Annotated in this window: 13 protein-coding genes; 10 read left to right on the forward strand and 3 right to left on the reverse strand. The window is 56.8% G+C overall.

Annotated features, from left to right (window positions below):
• Positions 1 to 2: 2 nt before the first annotated feature.
• From AC0L6A_RS10270 to AC0L6A_RS10300, 7 genes are all read left to right on the forward strand, one after another.
• Positions 3 to 1,196 carry a diaminopropionate ammonia-lyase gene (locus AC0L6A_RS10270; protein ID WP_473289807.1) on the forward strand — a complete coding sequence of 398 codons (1,194 nt, stop codon included), beginning with the start codon at positions 3 to 5 and terminating at the stop codon, positions 1,194 to 1,196.
• Entirely contained in the window at positions 1,189 to 2,364 is a 1,176-nt protein-coding gene (locus AC0L6A_RS10275; protein ID WP_473289808.1) for a M24 family metallopeptidase, read from the forward strand. The genes AC0L6A_RS10270 and AC0L6A_RS10275 overlap by 8 nt, the downstream gene beginning before the upstream one ends.
• A gap of 7 nt (positions 2,365 to 2,371) precedes the next feature.
• Positions 2,372 to 3,142, forward strand: coding sequence for a maleate cis-trans isomerase family protein (locus AC0L6A_RS10280; RefSeq protein ID WP_473289809.1), 771 nt, complete (start codon positions 2,372 to 2,374; stop codon positions 3,140 to 3,142).
• Between the two features lie 114 nt (positions 3,143 to 3,256).
• Positions 3,257 to 5,065 carry an autotransporter assembly complex protein TamA gene (locus AC0L6A_RS10285; RefSeq protein ID WP_473289811.1) on the forward strand — a complete coding sequence of 603 codons (1,809 nt, stop codon included), beginning with the start codon at positions 3,257 to 3,259 and terminating at the stop codon, positions 5,063 to 5,065.
• Between the two features lie 2 nt (positions 5,066 to 5,067).
• Positions 5,068 to 8,853, forward strand: a complete 3,786-nt coding sequence (locus AC0L6A_RS10290) for a translocation/assembly module TamB domain-containing protein (protein ID WP_473289813.1) — start codon at positions 5,068 to 5,070, stop codon at positions 8,851 to 8,853.
• A gap of 260 nt (positions 8,854 to 9,113) precedes the next feature.
• Entirely contained in the window at positions 9,114 to 9,263 is a 150-nt protein-coding gene (locus tag AC0L6A_RS10295; protein WP_473289815.1) for a hypothetical protein, read from the forward strand.
• Positions 9,264 to 9,415: 152 nt separating this feature from the next.
• The gene (locus AC0L6A_RS10300; RefSeq protein WP_473289817.1) at positions 9,416 to 9,748 is read left to right on the forward strand and encodes a TfoX/Sxy family DNA transformation protein; all 333 of its coding nucleotides are present in this window, start codon (positions 9,416 to 9,418) and stop codon (positions 9,746 to 9,748) included.
• A 60-nt stretch (positions 9,749 to 9,808) separates the two neighbouring features.
• Here AC0L6A_RS10300 and ndk read toward each other — a convergent pair whose 3' ends face one another.
• Complete coding sequence (gene ndk, locus AC0L6A_RS10305; RefSeq protein ID WP_473289818.1) at positions 9,809 to 10,231, reverse strand: nucleoside-diphosphate kinase; 423 nt, start codon at positions 10,229 to 10,231, stop codon at positions 9,809 to 9,811.
• A 134-nt stretch (positions 10,232 to 10,365) separates the two neighbouring features.
• Here ndk and AC0L6A_RS10310 point away from each other — a divergent pair, with 134 nt between their 5' ends.
• Genes AC0L6A_RS10310 through AC0L6A_RS10320 form a run of 3 tightly spaced genes read left to right on the forward strand, consistent with a single transcriptional unit; the run spans position 10,366 to position 13,479 of the window.
• Positions 10,366 to 12,222, forward strand: coding sequence for an ABC-F family ATP-binding cassette domain-containing protein (locus AC0L6A_RS10310; protein WP_473289820.1), 1,857 nt, complete (start codon positions 10,366 to 10,368; stop codon positions 12,220 to 12,222).
• 2 nt (positions 12,223 to 12,224) lie between these two features.
• The gene (locus AC0L6A_RS10315) at positions 12,225 to 12,845 is read left to right on the forward strand and encodes a MarC family protein (RefSeq protein ID WP_473289822.1); all 621 of its coding nucleotides are present in this window, start codon (positions 12,225 to 12,227) and stop codon (positions 12,843 to 12,845) included.
• 28 nt (positions 12,846 to 12,873) lie between these two features.
• Entirely contained in the window at positions 12,874 to 13,479 is a 606-nt protein-coding gene (locus tag AC0L6A_RS10320; protein ID WP_473289823.1) for a retropepsin-like aspartic protease family protein, read from the forward strand.
• 10 nt (positions 13,480 to 13,489) lie between these two features.
• On the opposite strand, the gene AC0L6A_RS10325 is transcribed toward AC0L6A_RS10320, so the two are convergent.
• Both AC0L6A_RS10325 and AC0L6A_RS10330 read right to left on the reverse strand, forming a co-directional pair.
• Complete coding sequence (locus tag AC0L6A_RS10325) at positions 13,490 to 14,005, reverse strand: DNA polymerase III subunit chi (RefSeq protein WP_473289825.1); 516 nt, start codon at positions 14,003 to 14,005, stop codon at positions 13,490 to 13,492.
• 4 nt (positions 14,006 to 14,009) lie between these two features.
• Positions 14,010 to 15,482, reverse strand: coding sequence for a leucyl aminopeptidase (locus AC0L6A_RS10330; RefSeq protein ID WP_473289827.1), 1,473 nt, complete (start codon positions 15,480 to 15,482; stop codon positions 14,010 to 14,012).
• Positions 15,483 to 15,596: the final 114 nt, after the last annotated feature.

Here is a 15,596-nt window from a genome sequence, read left to right on the forward strand (position 1 = left end):
CAATGAACGACGTATTCAACGCGGCCGTGCTGCGGCACACCGCCGGAAACCCCAAACCCGCACAAGCCGCGTTTCGCGTGCTTTCGGAACAGGATTTCGACAATGCCTGCTCCGAGATCATGGCTTGGAAGGGCTACACCCCTACCCCGCTGGTGTCTTTGTCCGGTCTGGCGAAGGAAGTGAACGTGGCGCGGATCGACTACAAGGATGAAGGGCCCCGTTTCGGGTTGGGCAGCTTCAAAGCGCTGGGTGGGTCCTATGCCGCCCTTCGTGTTTTGCAACGCGAGCTCAGTGCTCAGATGGGTCGTACGGTCAGCTTGGAAGAAATCCGCAATGGCGATCATCGCGCGGCCTGCGCCGGGATCACGTTGGTGTCCGCGACTGACGGCAATCACGGGCGTTCATTGGCTTGGGGCTGTCAGCGCTTTGGGGCCCCGTGCCGCATCTATATTCATGCGGAAGTCAGCGAAGGCCGCGCCAGCGCCATGCGTGATCTGGGGGCTGACGTCATCCGCATCGAAGGGGATTACGACGCGTCCGTCTTGCTGGCGAAATCTGAAGCGGAAGAAAATGGGTGGTTTGTCGTGTCCGACACCTCGTGGGAGGGATATACCGAGCCGCCGCGCGATGTGATGGCCGGGTATGGCGTGATGACGCGTGAAGCTTGCGATGCGTTGGATGAGCCGCCCACACATGTCTTCTTGCAAGGTGGCGTTGGCGGGTTGGCGGCCTCGGTCGCAGCAGGTCTTCGGCAGTATTACAAAGACGCAGCACCGCGCGTTGTGATCGTCGAGCCGGAGTTGGCTGCCTGTTTGTTCGACAGTGCCAAGCAGGGCAAGCCCACCACGTTCGAGATTGCTGAAGAAACCATTATGGCTGGGCTTTCCTGCGGCGAACCATCCGAAATGGCGTGGGAAATTCTGGCGGAAGAAGCCAGCGATTTTCTGACCATTCCTGACAGCATCGTCGCCCCGACCGTGCGTCTTTTGGCCAATAGTGAGACCGGCGATACAGCCGTCGAAGCGGGCGAAAGCGCTGTGGCGGGATTGGCTGCGGTGATCGCAGCGCGACAAGATTCCGCGCTGTCAGACGCTCTGGGATTGCACGCAAATTCTCGCGTGTTGCTGATTGGATCTGAAGGCGTCACCGACCCCGATATCTTCAAAGCGATTATGGCAGGGGCAGATCATGTCTGAGGTTGGCAACACCCCGGTTCGGGGCTTCGCGGTTTCAGAATACCAAGCCCGCACTGATAGAGCGCAGGCCTTGATGGCGGTTCAGGGTTTGGACGGGCTTCTTTTGATGACCGAGCCTGAGGTCCGGTACTTTAGCGGCTTCCATACTCTCTTTTGGCAAAGCCCGACACGGCCTTGGTTCCTGTTTGTCCCCGCAAAGGGAAAACCCATCGCTATCATTCCCGAAATTGGCGCGGCTCTTATGCATCAAACTTGGGTGGAAGACATCCGCACCTGGAGCGCCCCTGCCCCAACGGATGACGGCATCAGCTTGCTTACGGAGCTTCTGTCACCGCTTGCCAATTCCGGTGGGCGGCTTGGCGTTTTGAAAGGGCACGAGACCGGTCTTCGTATGCCTTTGGGGGATTACGAACGCCTGATGGCGGGATTGCCCGGTCTTCAGGTTGAAGATGCAACCGGATTGGTGCGCGCTTTGCGCATGGTGAAATCCGAGGCTGAGATTGAAAAGCTCTCTTACATCTGCGCAATCGGATCACGGGTGTTTGCCGAGGTCCCGACATTGGCCCGCGAAGGACTGCCCTTTGAGGATCTGTTCCGGCTCTTTCGACGTGAGGCGATGTATCACGGGGCGGATAATGTGCCCTATTTGGTCGGTGGCGCTGATCAGGGGGGATATCACGATGTGATCTCGCCGCCTTCTGCGCGCCCGTTACAAACTGGGGATATTTTCATGCTGGACACGGGGTCCACATGGGATGGGTATTACTGCGATTTTGATCGCAACTGGGCTGTTGGTCAGGCCGACGATCTTTCAAAGCGTGCATATGATGTTCTGTGGCGCGCGACAGAGGCCGGGATCCAAGCCGCCCGTCCGGGCAACACCTGTGCAGAGCTGTTTCACGCCATGCAGTCCGTGATCGCCGAGATTGATGATCAGGGTGGAGATATCGGACGTCTGGGGCATGGGCTTGGCATGCAATTGACCGAATGGCCGTCACATGCTGCATTTGATAAGACTGTGATTGAAGAGAACATGGTGCTGACGCTTGAACCTTCGCTGTCCTATGGTGACGGGCGTATCATGGTTCACGAAGAAAACATCGTTGTGCGTGCAACCGGGGCTCAGCTTCTTACAGACCGAGCACCCACCGACCTTCCGGTGATCTGAGGGCAATATGCTGAAACTCGACTTTGACACAGATGATGGCATTGGAACGCGGGCCAATCTGGGCATGATCGTTCTGGAAACGGATGAAACGCTCGAGGCCGAGTTCGCGCGCCTTACAGATATCGACGGCGTCGCGCGCTATCACAGCCGCATTCCGATGGTCAGCGAAGTTCGCCCAGATACGCTGATGCAAATGCTGGACGATCTTCCCGCATCAACCCAACTTCTGCCGCCTGCGCTGGATTTCGACGTGATCGGATATGGATGCACGTCAGCCTCGACCGTGATCGGGTCCGACAAGGTCGCCGCAGCCATTCAAAGCGTACGCCCCGGTGTTAAGGTCACCGATCCCTTGGCGGCCATGATCGCGGCGGGCCACAGTCTTGGCGTGGTTAACCTTGGCTTTGTCACACCGTATGTGCCCGAAGTTTCGCAGCGCATGCGCGGCAAGCTCGAAAACGCTGGATTTACGATCACTTCAGGCGGATCATTTGAAGAAGGAGATGACCGGGTCGTCGCCAGAATATCCGAGGACGCAATCTATGACGCCAGCATGCGTGTGGCGCAAGCTGCGCCCAAAGATGCGCCGTGCGACGCGCTGTTGATATCTTGCACCAATCTGCGCTGTCTGTCCGTGGTTCCCAAGCTAGAGGCTCAACTTGGCATCCCTGTGCTGTCCAGCAATATCGCCCTGACGTGGCACATGTTAAGACTGGCAGGAATTGAAAACAGGATGCCCCAGTTCGGTCGCTTGTTTGACACCGCGCTGCGCGCTTAACCTACGCCCAAGGCGGAAAGCTGCCTATGGCGCGTTTCCGGTGGTGCATATCCGGGTGACGGGGTAGGCTTCCATACATTGCTAGATGCTTTATTGCTCACAAGGAACCTGGGTGTGGGAAAGACAAGTTTGGCGCCGACTTGGCGACGGATTTACCTATCGGCAGCGCTGGCTGTTTGCAGTCAGGCAGCGCTTGCGCTTGAGACTGTCGAGATCAACGTTCTGGGATCTGACGACGATCTGAAATCAGCCATTGAAGCAGCATCCCTAGTTCAGACCGCCAAAAATGACGGTGAAACTGATCCGCGCGACGTGATGGCAGCAGCCCTTGCCGAATATGGTCGCCTGACCGAAATTCTATATGCGCATGGCTACTACAGCGGCGTGGTCAACGTCAGGGTCGACGGGCGCGAGGCCGGGTTGATCCCCGTTTTCAAGCTGCCTCAGCAGATAAACACGGTCGCAGTCTCGGTCGATCCCGGGGCGGCCTTCACCTTCGGTCAGGCCCGCGTATCGCCCTTGGCCCCCGGCACCGCCCTGCCCGATGGTTTTAAAGCAGGCGCACCGGCACAAAGCACAGAAATCCAAGCTGCGGCGGATGCAGCGCATCTTGCTTGGCGACAAGCAGGACACGCAAAAGCCAATCTGACCGGTCAAAAGATCACCGCCGACCACAACCGAAGCCAATTGTCCGCCGACCTGCAGTTCTCGCCCGGACCAAAGGTGCATTTTGGGCGGATGACACAAACAACCCAAAGTGCCGTACGATCAGATCGCATTGCGCGCATCGCGGGCTTCCCCACTGGGACGACATTCTCGCCGGACGCGCTTGAGGTTGTCGCAAATCGCCTGCGTCGCACCGGGGCGTTTTCATCCGTCGCGCTAAGCGAAGCGGACACCCTAAACCCGGACAACACACTTGATGTGGGTCTGGCGCTTGCCGACGAAAAGCCGCGACGGTTTGGCGTCGGCGCAGAGCTTTCATCGCTTGAGGGCGTCGGCGTGTCTGCATTCTGGATGCATCGCAACTTCTTTGGCGGGGCCGAGCGTTTTCGTGTGGATGGCGAAATAACCGGCATTGGCGGACAGCACGGTGGGGTCGACTATCGCCTGGGCGCGCGGCTGGAACAGCCCGCAACCTTTGGTCCTGATACAACCGCTTTTGGCTATGCCACAGCAGCCTACGAAGATGAACCGGCCTATATCTCGCGCAATGTGGATCTGGGTGTTGGGATGACCCGTATCTTTTCAGAGACACTGACCGGCGAGATTGGCGTGGGTATTCATTACTCAGAAACAACCGACGTTTTCGGAGACCGCGAGTTCTTTCACCTGACGCTCCCCATTGGTCTGACTTGGGACCGGCGCAATGACCTGTTGGATGCGACCTCGGGCAGCTTTCTTCGCGCTGAGGTTACGCCGTTCCTTTCCCTGAACGAGGGCGGCAGCGGCGCACGCGCCTATGTGGACGCGCGCGCCTATCGTGCGCTTGATGCAGGCGACCGCTTCGTCCTGGCCGGACGGATGCAGGCCGGCACGGTCTATTCCGACGATGTCAAAGACATCCCGCCGGAATATCTTTTCTATTCGGGCGGCGGGAACTCGGTTCGTGGGCAGCCTTATCAATCACTGGGTATTCCGGTTGGAAATGGTGATCTACGCGGCGCGCGTTCCTACTTGGCCGTATCGACAGAGCTGCGCGCGACGATCACAGATACGATTGGTGTGGTTGCCTTCGCAGATGCAGGACATGTCAGCGATGACAGCTTGTTTGCTGGCGATGGTGGTTGGCACGCTGGGGCTGGATTGGGCCTGCGCTACAAAACACCGATTGGTCCGCTGCGTTTGGACGTCGCTGGTCCGATTTCTGGCGATACTGGCGATGGTGTCCAAATCTATCTTGGTATTGGGCAGGCGTTCTGATCATGATCCAACGTTTGTTTCTGGCCCTTCTGACGCTTGTTATCCTGCCAATCGCAGCTTTGTCCCAATCCACGAACGCCTCGTCCGAGGATGATCGTGGCTATTTGCAGGCCTTTCTTGAAGACAACTTGTCAGATACCGGGCGCAACATCAGGATCATTGGCTTTCAGGGTGCGTTCAATTCGAAAGCAACCGTTGACGAAATCACCATCGCCGATGGCGAAGGTATTTGGCTGAGCATGCGGGGTCTGACGCTTACGTGGACCCGCAGCGCCCTGTTAACCGGCAACGTTCACATTGATGCCTTAGAAGCCGATGAAATTAACTTACTGCGCAGGCCAATCCCGGAACCGGGTCTGCCCAGCCCGGAAGCGACCGAATTCTCGTTGCCCGAACTTCCTGTTTCTCTGAACGTCGGCGTCATTCGGGCAAAACGCGTGATCTTAGGCGAGACCGTTATAGGTGCCGCTGCCACGCTATCACTTGAAGGCTCCGCATCTTTGGCCTCTGGCAAAGGGGATGCCGTTCTACAGATTACGCGGCTAGATGGTCCAAACGGCGATCTGAAACTGTCGGGCAGCTATGACAATATCGAACGGATTCTGTCGCTGTCTTTGGCATTGCAAGAACAGGCCAATGGGATTGCAGCAAACCTTTTGAACATCCCTGATAAGCCCTCCGTTGGCCTGATGATCGAGGGGACCGGTCCCCTGTCAGAGTTTACGGCTGACATCGCCTTGGCAACCGATGGTCAGGACCGACTAAACGGACAAGTCACGCTTCTTGAGCGCGCCCTGGCCGAAGGTGAAACACCCGCAACCACGCCCGAGCGGCAATATGCGCTGGACTTATCTGGCGACATTACGGCGCTGTTGCATGCGGATTATCATGGCTTCTTTGGTGACAGCGTCGATCTGAAGGCGCGTGCTGTTCAACAGACGGACGGGTCGACCCGGATCGATGCCTTGTCTTTGCAGTCCGCATCGCTGGATCTGCAGGGTGATTTGGTTCTGTCCCCCGGCGGTTGGCCAGAACGGTTTGCCCTTCAAGGTCAAATCGCGTCACAGGATGGCGGGCTTGTTCAGCTGCCCATCGCCGGTGATCGCACACAGGTGTCATCCGTTGATCTGAAAGCAAACTATGACGCAAGCGTCAGTGATCAGTGGACCGCAACCGCCAACCTATCGGGCCTGACGCGCGATGACCTTACAATTACGACCGCCAAACTGAATGGAACGGGAGAGCTTCGCGCGGCAGCCTCTGGGGCCACCCCATTGATAGATGGCAACGTGAGGTTTGATGTGAACGGTGTTTTCCCTCAAAGCCCGGAACTGGCCGCGGCCATTGGATCGGACGTGTTGGGACAGGTTCAGTTTGACTGGCAGGACAATGGCAAGCTTGCCCTGTCAGACCTCAAACTTGCTGGCGCAGATTATGACCTTACAGGCGCGCTAAGCCTGTCTGATTTCGCCGAAGGGATTGTTGCGCGCAGCGATAGTTTACGTTTGTCAGCCCGTGACCTGTCGCGGTTCTCTGGTGTCATTGGCGCGCCCCTTTCCGGTCAGGTCGCCCTTGAAGCAAAGGGCGAAAGCAACCTGTTGGCCGGCGCGTTTGATATCCGTTTGAATGGCACGGGAGCGGGTATCGGTGTGAACCAGCCAGAGCTTGATCGACTGATCGGCGGACAAAGCGAACTGGCCCTTAAAGCAGTAAGGGACACCAACGGCACGCGGGTAAAGCTGTTTGATCTGACCACGGACAAGGCACAGCTTTCAGCAACTGCAGATCTCAAAACCGATGCCTCTTTCGCCAAGATCACTTTGGATCTGCCCGATGCAAGTGCAGTTGAGGCAAGCATGCGCGGTCCGGCCCGGCTGACTGCGACAGCCCAACAGAGGGGCATTGATTGGCAGTTGGATGCGGACCTGACGGCCCCCGGTGAAACCTCCGTCAACGCAGCTGCGCTTGTTCGATTAGCTGACGGTATAATTGATAACGTCGAAGGCACAGCCCGGGGTCAAGTCGCATCGCTTGCGCCATATCGCGGGATCGCCAAGCGCCAAGTTTCTGGTGGAATGAAATTCGAAGCCAAAGGGCAAATGCAGCCTGAAAGCGGTGCGTTCACGATAGACCTGAGCGGATCAGGACAATCGATTGGCACCGGCATTGCGCAAGTTGACGCGATACTTCGCGGCGCCAGCAGTTTTTCCCTAACCGCCCATCGTGAAGGTGACGCGCCCGTGCTTCTGGATCGCCTGACCTTTCGAAGCGCTGCCTTAGACCTAAACGCCGAAGGCCTGCCATCCAATGGCAGCACGCGCATCGCTTTCCAATCACGCGTCACTGATGTTGGGCTTTTGGCCGAGGGCATGTCCGGTCCCGCCCATGCCGAAGGAAATGCCCAGCTGGACGGCGACAACTGGCGCCTTTCGCTCAATGCGACGGGACCGGCAGGTGTAAACGCGCACGTTACAGGGTCGGTGAAATCCGATGCCTCTCAGGCGGATCTGGCGATGTCAGGTTCTGCCCCATTGGCGCTGGCAAATTCCGCCATCCAACCCCGTCTCGCCGCAGGGACTGCAAGCTACGATCTTGCGCTTCGTGGCCCCTTGGTACTGGCTTCCGTATCCGGGACAATTACCACCCAGAACGCACGTGTCGCGCTGCCTCGTCTAAGGCAGTCCATCGATATCAACAGCGGACAAGTGTCGCTGTCGGGCGGACAAGCCACACTGGACATTCAAAGCTCAATCGCAGCAGGTGGACGCGTCGCGACCACTGGCACCATTGGGCTGGCCCCACCGATGCAAGCCAATCTGAACATCCTCTTGGACCAATTGCGCCTGACGGATGGAGAGCTTTTTGAAACCACACTGAATGGAACCGCCGGATTGCAGGGGCCCCTACAAGGTGGCGCGACTTTGCGCGCGGCATTAACCCTTGGCCGCACCGAAATACGCGTGCCAGAAACCACGGCCGGTGCTTTGCCCGTGATGGAGGGATTGTCCCATGTGGGTGAACCCGCAGCGGTTCGACAGACGCGACAGTTTGCAGGGCTTATGGTCCCACCCGCTTCAGCAGCCCCCGGACGCCCCTACCCGCTGGACATCACGCTAAATGCGCCCGGGCAGCTATTCGTGCGAGGCCGTGGCTTGGATGCAGAGCTTGGCGGCGCGCTGCGCGTCACAGGCACCAGCGCAAATGTGATCCCTCAAGGCGAGTTCAACTTGATCCGGGGCCGTTTGGATATTCTGGGCAAGCGTCTGACGCTGACCGAAGGCGATGTTAGCCTTCAAGGCAACTTCAATCCGTATCTGCATTTCTTGGCCGAAGCCCGCGCTGAAGACGCGGACGTGTATATCGGCGTAGACGGCCCAGCATCGTCGCCCGAGATCAGTTTCACCTCGTCACCAGACCTTCCCGAAGACGAGGTGCTGGCGCGCTTGTTGTTTGGTAAAGACATCACTCAGATCTCAGCCATTCAAGCCATACGTCTTGCAGCGGCCGTCCGCACTCTGGCGGGCAAGGGTGGTGAAGGCGTGCTTGGCAAACTGCGCAACAACTTTGCTTTGGATGATTTGGATGTAACGACCGATGAAACCGGCGCGGCGTCTGTCCGGGCGGGCAAATACATCTCGGAAAACATCTATACGGACGTCACTGTCGGCGCAGAGGGAAAGGCCGAAGTGAATTTGAACCTGACGATCACGCCGTCCCTTACAGCACGGGGCACGTTGGGGTCAGATGGCGACACCGGGGTCGGGTTCTATTACGAACGCGACTACTAAGTCGTATTTGTTATTTCGGTCAGTGACTTACACAAAATTCCCATAGCATTAATCGAGAAGCGTTGCCTCAAACCGCGCGATCCTTGCGACAGCCGACTTGTCGCATCGCCGCCACACCTTTTCACTTTGGAAACAATTTGTGTTCAATTTTTTACGAATATTGCGCGACGATATGTTAACATGTGAAGGCCGAAAGGCTCCTGTGGGGAATTTTATGCGTCTATTCTGACGCGTTTTTGAATGAGTAACGGAGCAAGAAAATGGCTGGGGAAAAGACCGAAGATAAGCAAAAACCACCGTCTGGCGGCGCACGTTATGTGCACGTTAAGGCACCGCCCAAGCGGGATCGCACCCGCACGGACGAGCCGAAAGAGCCGACGGTTCTATTTACCGATTGGGCCAGCATCTAAAGCGTTTCTGGTTCACGCAAAGACATTGAGCATCGCTTTTCGCGTTCGACCGAAGGGAGAGGCAGCGAAGAAGTGATCCAATAGGAACCAGATGCGCTTATCTGCGCACGATACGGGTTTAAGAATTTTTCTGTACCGAGTAGCCTCGGCACATGAGCGATCCTGTATCAACCATCCGCAATCTTGGACCGGCCTCAGACGCGGTGTTTGCCCGCGCGGGCATTCACACAGCAGAAAAGCTGCGCACACTTGGTGCAGATGAAGGATACCGACGGTTGCTGGCGACAGGTTCGAGACCTCATTTCATTGGCTATTACGCGATGGTGATGGGGTTACAAGGACGCCCTTGGAACGATTGTAAGGGTAAAGAAAAAGACGCCCTGCGCGTAAAGTTCGACGCGCTAAAGGCCGAGGCCGCTGCGAAGAAGCCCCCCAAAGATAAGATGGAAGCCATTTTGGATGAGATTGGGATACGGCCGCGGTAAAGCGTAAAAAAAGCCGCCCGAGTTTCCCCGAGCGGCCTTTCTTAAATCTGACAGATCGGCTTAGCCGACCAGTTCAAGTCCCGAGAAGAAGAATGCGATTTCTTCTGCTGCGGTTTCCGGGGCGTCCGAACCGTGGACCGAGTTTTCGCCGATCGAAAGAGCGAACTCTTTACGGATGGTGCCTGCGTCCGCGTCGGCCGGGTTGGTTGCGCCCATAACTTCGCGGTTTTTGGCAATGGCGTCTTCGCCTTCCAGAACCTGAACAACAATCGGCTCGGAGATCATGAATTCACACAGTTCGCCAAAGAAGGGGCGTTCAGCGTGTACACCATAGAACTGCTGAGCTTGTGCCAAGGTCAGCTGAATGCGCTTAGATGCGACGATGCGCAGGCCAGCTTCTTCGAACTTCGCGGCGATTTTGCCAGTCAGGTTGCGTTTGGTGGCATCGGGTTTGATGATCGAGAATGTACGTTGAATGGCCATGATGGTCCCTTTTACGTTTGAGGCAACGGGACCCCTGCCCCGATGCACGTGTGATTTGCGCCCCCGTACCATGGGTGGATCATTTTGAAAAGCCGCGATTGACGCCCCCGCATTGCTCAGGCATGTGGGTTCCTATGCTTAAAATCTCAGACATCACATATTCTATCTCTGGTCGCACCTTGGTTGAAAATGCCTCGGTCACCATTCCGACGGGTCACAAAGTGGGCCTGGTGGGGCGCAATGGCTCTGGCAAAACGACGCTGTTTAAGATCATTCGCGGCGAGATGGTGTTGGACACCGGTTCGGTTTCGCTCCCGAAGGGCTGGAAAATCGGTGGTGTCAGCCAAGAAGTGCCTGGCAATGAGGTGTCACTGATCGACACGGTTCTGCGCGCGGACACGGAACGCGAAGCATTGATGCAGGAAGCGGAAACGGCCACCGATCCGACCCGTATTGCCGAGGTTCAGACCCGGCTGACTGACATTGACGCGTGGTCGGCTGAGGCGCGAGCCGCCTCGATCCTGAAGGGGCTTGGATTTACCCATCAGGAACAGCAAATGCCATGCTCGGCGTTCTCGGGTGGTTGGCGTATGCGTGTGGCTCTGGCAGCCGTGCTGTTTTCCGAGCCTGACCTGTTGCTCTTGGATGAGCCGACCAACTATCTGGACCTTGAAGGCGCGCTGTGGCTTGAGGCGTATCTGGTTAAATACCCGCACACGGTGTTGATCGTTTCGCATGACCGCGAGCTTCTGAACCGATCTGTTGGGGGCATTTTGCACCTCGAGGACAAAGGCCTGATTTACTACACGGGCACCTACGATATGTTTGCCAAACAACGCGCCCAAAAGCGCGCGCTGTTGGCGTCGGCAGCCAAGAAACAAGACGCACAGCGTGCGCATTTGCAGGCGTTTGTGGATCGCTTCAAAGCCAAAGCATCAAAGGCGAAACAAGCGCAATCGCGTGTTAAGGCGTTGGAACGGATGGAAACCATCCGCGCGCCCGAGGACGCGGCGCGCACCGTGTTCACCTTCCCCAAACCAGAGGAGCTTTCGCCGCCGATCATCGCCACCGAAAAGGCGGCTGTGGGCTATGGCGAGACCGTTGTTCTGCGCAATCTGAACCTGCGCATTGACCAAGACGACCGCATCGCTTTGCTGGGACGAAATGGCGAAGGGAAGTCGACGCTGTCCAAACTGTTATCAGGTCGTTTGGACCTGATGGAGGGCAATATGGTGTCCTCGAACAAGTTGCGTATCGGGTTCTTTGCTCAGCATCAGGTGGACGAGCTGTATGTTGACGAAACGCCCCTGCAACATTTGATGCGGGAACGCGCTGCTGAAGGACAAGCCAAGCTACGCGCAAGGCTGGCTGGGTTTGGACTGGGTCCAGATCAAGCGGATACCGAGGTTGGACGCCTGTCGGGCGGCCAAAAGGCGCGTCTGTCGCTGCTTTTGGCCACACTGCCTGCCCCACATTTGCTGATCCTAGACGAACCGACCAACCACCTGGACATCGAAAGCCGCGAAGCTTTGGTTGATGCGCTGACCGCCTATAGCGGGGCTGTGATTTTGGTCAGCCACGACATGCATTTGCTATCGATGGTGGCGGACCGTCTGTGGCTTGTAAAAAATGGACATGTCGACCCGTACGAGGAAGACCTGCAAACCTATCGCAAGATGCTTCTGTCCTCGGACGACGATAAGAAGCCTGCGAAAGTGAAGCCCCCAAAAGCCAAGCCCAAACGCGCGGATCGCGATACGATCCTCGCCCTGCGTGCCGATCTGCGCAAGGCCGAAGCCCGTGTGACCAAGCTGGAAGAAATGCGCGATAAGCTCAACTCCAAATTGGCAGATTCCGAGCTTTACGAGCCTGAGCGCAAGGACGAGGTTATTGTCTGGCAAAAGAAACACGCCGAGGTACACGAGGCACTGGAACGCGCAGAGGACCTTTGGCTTCGCGCTCAAAGTAAACTCGAAAAAGCAGAGGGTTAGACTTGGAACTTGAACTATTCCTACCCTCGTTTGTCACTTTGTTTGTGGTGATGGATCCGATTGGAATTACGCCCCTTTTCATGGCGCTGACCCAAGGGATGAGCACTGCGAAACGACGTGGCGTCGCCATCCGTGCTTGCGCCGTGGCCGGTGTCTTGCTGACATTGTTTGCGTTCCTTGGTGAAAGCCTTCTGAACTTCCTTGGGATTTCGATGCCGGCCTTCCGCATCGCAGGTGGCATCCTGCTTTTGCTGACCGCGCTGGACATGCTGTTCGAACGCCGCACCCAACGCCGCAAAGACCAGTCGGAAGAGGCTGATAGCGACGACGACCCTTCTGTCTTTCCACTTGCCATGCCTCTGATCGCCGGACCGGGCGCGATCGCCACCGTGATCCTTTTGGCTGGTCAAGGTGATGGAATTGCCAGTGTTGGTCTGGCACTGGTTGTGATGGCGCTTGTTCTGCTGATCGCCTTTGTCCTATTCAACGCAGCCCCCTTGCTGGAACGCCTTTTGCGCGAAACCGGCATTAAAGTCGTCACGCGTCTTCTGGGTATGCTTCTGGCGGCCCTTGCGGTTCAGTTTGTTCTGGAAGGATTGCGTGATTTCGGCCTGATGGGATGACGTGGCACCCTGCCCCGGTGACAATCTGATGACGGGTTCCTATATCTACTCCATGACCGGAGACGACTTCGCCAGAATCGCATACCTTGTACTATTGCTGACAGCAGTGGGCGGTTATTTTGTGGCCGAACAACGCGCGAATTTGGGGCAGAACCTGCGTCACGCTCTAATTTGGGGTTTGATTTTTCTTGGTGTTCTAGCAGGCGTCGGATTGTGGAATGATGTTCGCGACGACATCGCGCCACGCCAAAGCCTTGTACAAGACACCGGGGAAGTTGTCTTACCACGCGCGTTTGACGGGCACTTCTACGTGACATTGTCGATGAACGGTCAACCCATTGATTTCGTTGTGGATACAGGTGCCAGCAATATCGTCCTGACCAAGGAAGACGCTGCCCGCGCTGGCGTCGAAATGAACGCATTGCGGTTTTACGGCCGCGCGATGAGCGCGAATGGCGAAGTTCGTACAGCCCCTGCGCACATTGCGAAGGTAGAGCTGTTGGGCATTCAGGATTTCGGCGTTGAAGTTTGGGTGAACGAAGGCGAGATGCCGGGTTCCCTTCTTGGCAATGATTACCTGCAACGGTTTGAAAAGATTGAAATCCGCCGCGACAAGCTTGTCCTGACTCGATAGCCGTGCCGCGCTAAGTGCTGTCTTCCGGTTCTGTGCTGGCTTTCATTTCCCAGCGCCCGCTTTCCTGACTCCAATACTTCGCCGTGACACCCGCCTGTTTCACAGCCATCCACTGTGTCCGGGCATGCGCAACCGCATCGGCATCATTGCCATCAAACACCACAAAAACGCGCTTATGATCTCGCATCTCGGATTCCGAGATCGCAGCCCCCTCGATGGACATAAGTGCATCGGCATTATTTGGAATGTCGTCAGAAGTTGTCAGAAGGATCGGCTGCAAAGCATCCTGCGCGTTTCCGGCCCTTCCATGCGGCAAGAAACCGTCTTCGGGATGAAGCCACAGACGCTCATCCAACCAGTTCAGGCGATCCTCGTTCGGACCACGCACACAAACGCGCCACCCCGCCTGCAAGCTCCGATCCAGAAGCATCGGCAAGGCCGCTTCAAGCGGTGACCGAGTTAAGTGATAGAAAAAGACTTCGCCTTTTCCTTTCTCCTCAATCTCGGTCTCCGCAGCGTCGTTCATCGCATTATCCTTCGTACTGGTCTTTCACCATACGGTTCAAAGCCAACACGCCCCAACCAGTCGCGCCCTTAGGTGCAAGCGGGCTTTCGCTGGACAGCTGCGCTGTGCCCGCGATGTCCAAGTGAATCCAAGGCTGATCCTCTTTCACGAAACGACCAAGGAATTGCGCGGCTGTGATGGAGCCAGCGGCGCGACCACCCACATTCTTGATGTCAGCTTTGTGGGACTTGATCAGCTTGTCATACCCCGGGCCCATCGGCAGCCGCCACGCGCCCTCTGCTTCTGCTTCAGCCGCTTTCAGGAACCCATTGCAGAACTTGTCATTGTTCGAGAAAACGCCAGTGTTTTCATGCCCAAGCCCGATAATGACCGCCCCCGTCAACGTGGCCAAATCCACCATTGCAGCAGGTTTATATGCTTCTTGCGCGTGCCACATCACGTCACACAGAACAAGCCGACCTTCGGCGTCCGTGTTGATCACCTCGATCGTGTCGCCCTTCATGGATTTCACGATATCACCGGGACGTTGCGCGCGCCCATCTGGCATGTTTTCAACCAGTCCAACCAGACCAACCACGTTGGCTTTTGCACCACGCAAAGCCAGCGTTTTCATGACGCCCGATACGGTGCCAGCGCCACCCATATCCATGGTCATGTCTTCCATACCCGCACCCGGCTTCAGGCTGATGCCGCCTGTGTCGAAGACAACGCCCTTGCCGACCAGCGCAAGCGGAGCCGCACCTTTTTCACCCTTCAGCCACTCCATCACGACCACTTTCGAGGGGCTTTCCGACCCCTGCCCAACGGCAAGTAGTGCGCGCATGCCAAGGGCGTCCAGTTCGTCTTCTTCCAGAACTTTCACATTCACCCCAAGATCGCCAAGTGCAATCAAGCGATCGGCGAATTCTGTGGTGGTCAGAACATTGGCAGGCTCGTTCACCAGATCACGTGTGAAGAACACGCCTTCTGACAGCGCCTTGATGCTGTCTGGGGTCGTCTCAAAGTTTTCTGGTTTTGAAACCATCACCGTCAAGCTGCCGCCTTCTGGCGCATCTTCATTCGTCTGATGATCATCAAAAGCATAGGCGCGGAGCGTTGCCCCCAACGCCAGCTCATCTGCTGATTTCAAAGCCCCAGCCAGAACCAAAACATCTTTTCCCAACAATGCCTTGCCGATCGTTCCACCTGCCTTACGCGCAACATCGTCGTCGGCTCGCGGAGACAAACGTACAACTTGTACAGCTTCTGCCTGAAGCCCAGTTGGCCAAGCGATGTCCTGCGTTTCGCCATCCTTCATTTTTTCAAACGCGTCGCTTTCGGCGAAGCGCACAAGGGCACCGCGCATCAGCTTGTTTACACGCCGGGCAGCTGGATGCAGCTTGCCGGGCTCTGCAAGAACCACAACTATGCGGCCAGAATGCGTGCCAATCGTATCAAGGTTGATATCGGTGAAACTTGGAAGGATCGGAGAGGTCATAATTGGTCCTTTTTCTGGCAGGTTTCTGCCATTGGTAGCGGCCTGCTGCGACTTTGACCAGATAGCAGTTTTCCCCGTCCCTCGGATGGTTTAGAAACCAAACCACAAGATGTT

The sequence above is a fragment of the Aliiroseovarius sp. D2-2 genome (genome assembly GCF_055809455.1).

Bases quoted from the DNA above. Each gene is read 5' to 3' on its own strand.
- AC0L6A_RS10270 (WP_473289807.1), top strand. From the start codon at position 3: ATGAACGACGTATTCAACGCGGCCGTGCTGCGGCACACCGCCGGAAAC.
- AC0L6A_RS10275 (WP_473289808.1), top strand. From the start codon at position 1,189: ATGTCTGAGGTTGGCAACACCCCGGTTCGGGGCTTCGCGGTTTCAGAA.
- AC0L6A_RS10280 (WP_473289809.1), top strand. From the start codon at position 2,372: ATGCTGAAACTCGACTTTGACACAGATGATGGCATTGGAACGCGGGCC.
- AC0L6A_RS10290 (WP_473289813.1), top strand. From the start codon at position 5,068: ATGATCCAACGTTTGTTTCTGGCCCTTCTGACGCTTGTTATCCTGCCA.
- AC0L6A_RS10295 (WP_473289815.1), top strand. From the start codon at position 9,114: ATGGCTGGGGAAAAGACCGAAGATAAGCAAAAACCACCGTCTGGCGGC.
- AC0L6A_RS10300 (WP_473289817.1), top strand. From the start codon at position 9,416: ATGAGCGATCCTGTATCAACCATCCGCAATCTTGGACCGGCCTCAGAC.
- ndk (WP_473289818.1), bottom strand. From the start codon at position 10,231: ATGGCCATTCAACGTACATTCTCGATCATCAAACCCGATGCCACCAAA.
- AC0L6A_RS10310 (WP_473289820.1), top strand. From the start codon at position 10,366: ATGCTTAAAATCTCAGACATCACATATTCTATCTCTGGTCGCACCTTG.
- AC0L6A_RS10320 (WP_473289823.1), top strand. From the start codon at position 12,874: ATGACGGGTTCCTATATCTACTCCATGACCGGAGACGACTTCGCCAGA.
- AC0L6A_RS10325 (WP_473289825.1), bottom strand. From the start codon at position 14,005: ATGAACGACGCTGCGGAGACCGAGATTGAGGAGAAAGGAAAAGGCGAA.
- AC0L6A_RS10330 (WP_473289827.1), bottom strand. From the start codon at position 15,482: ATGACCTCTCCGATCCTTCCAAGTTTCACCGATATCAACCTTGATACG.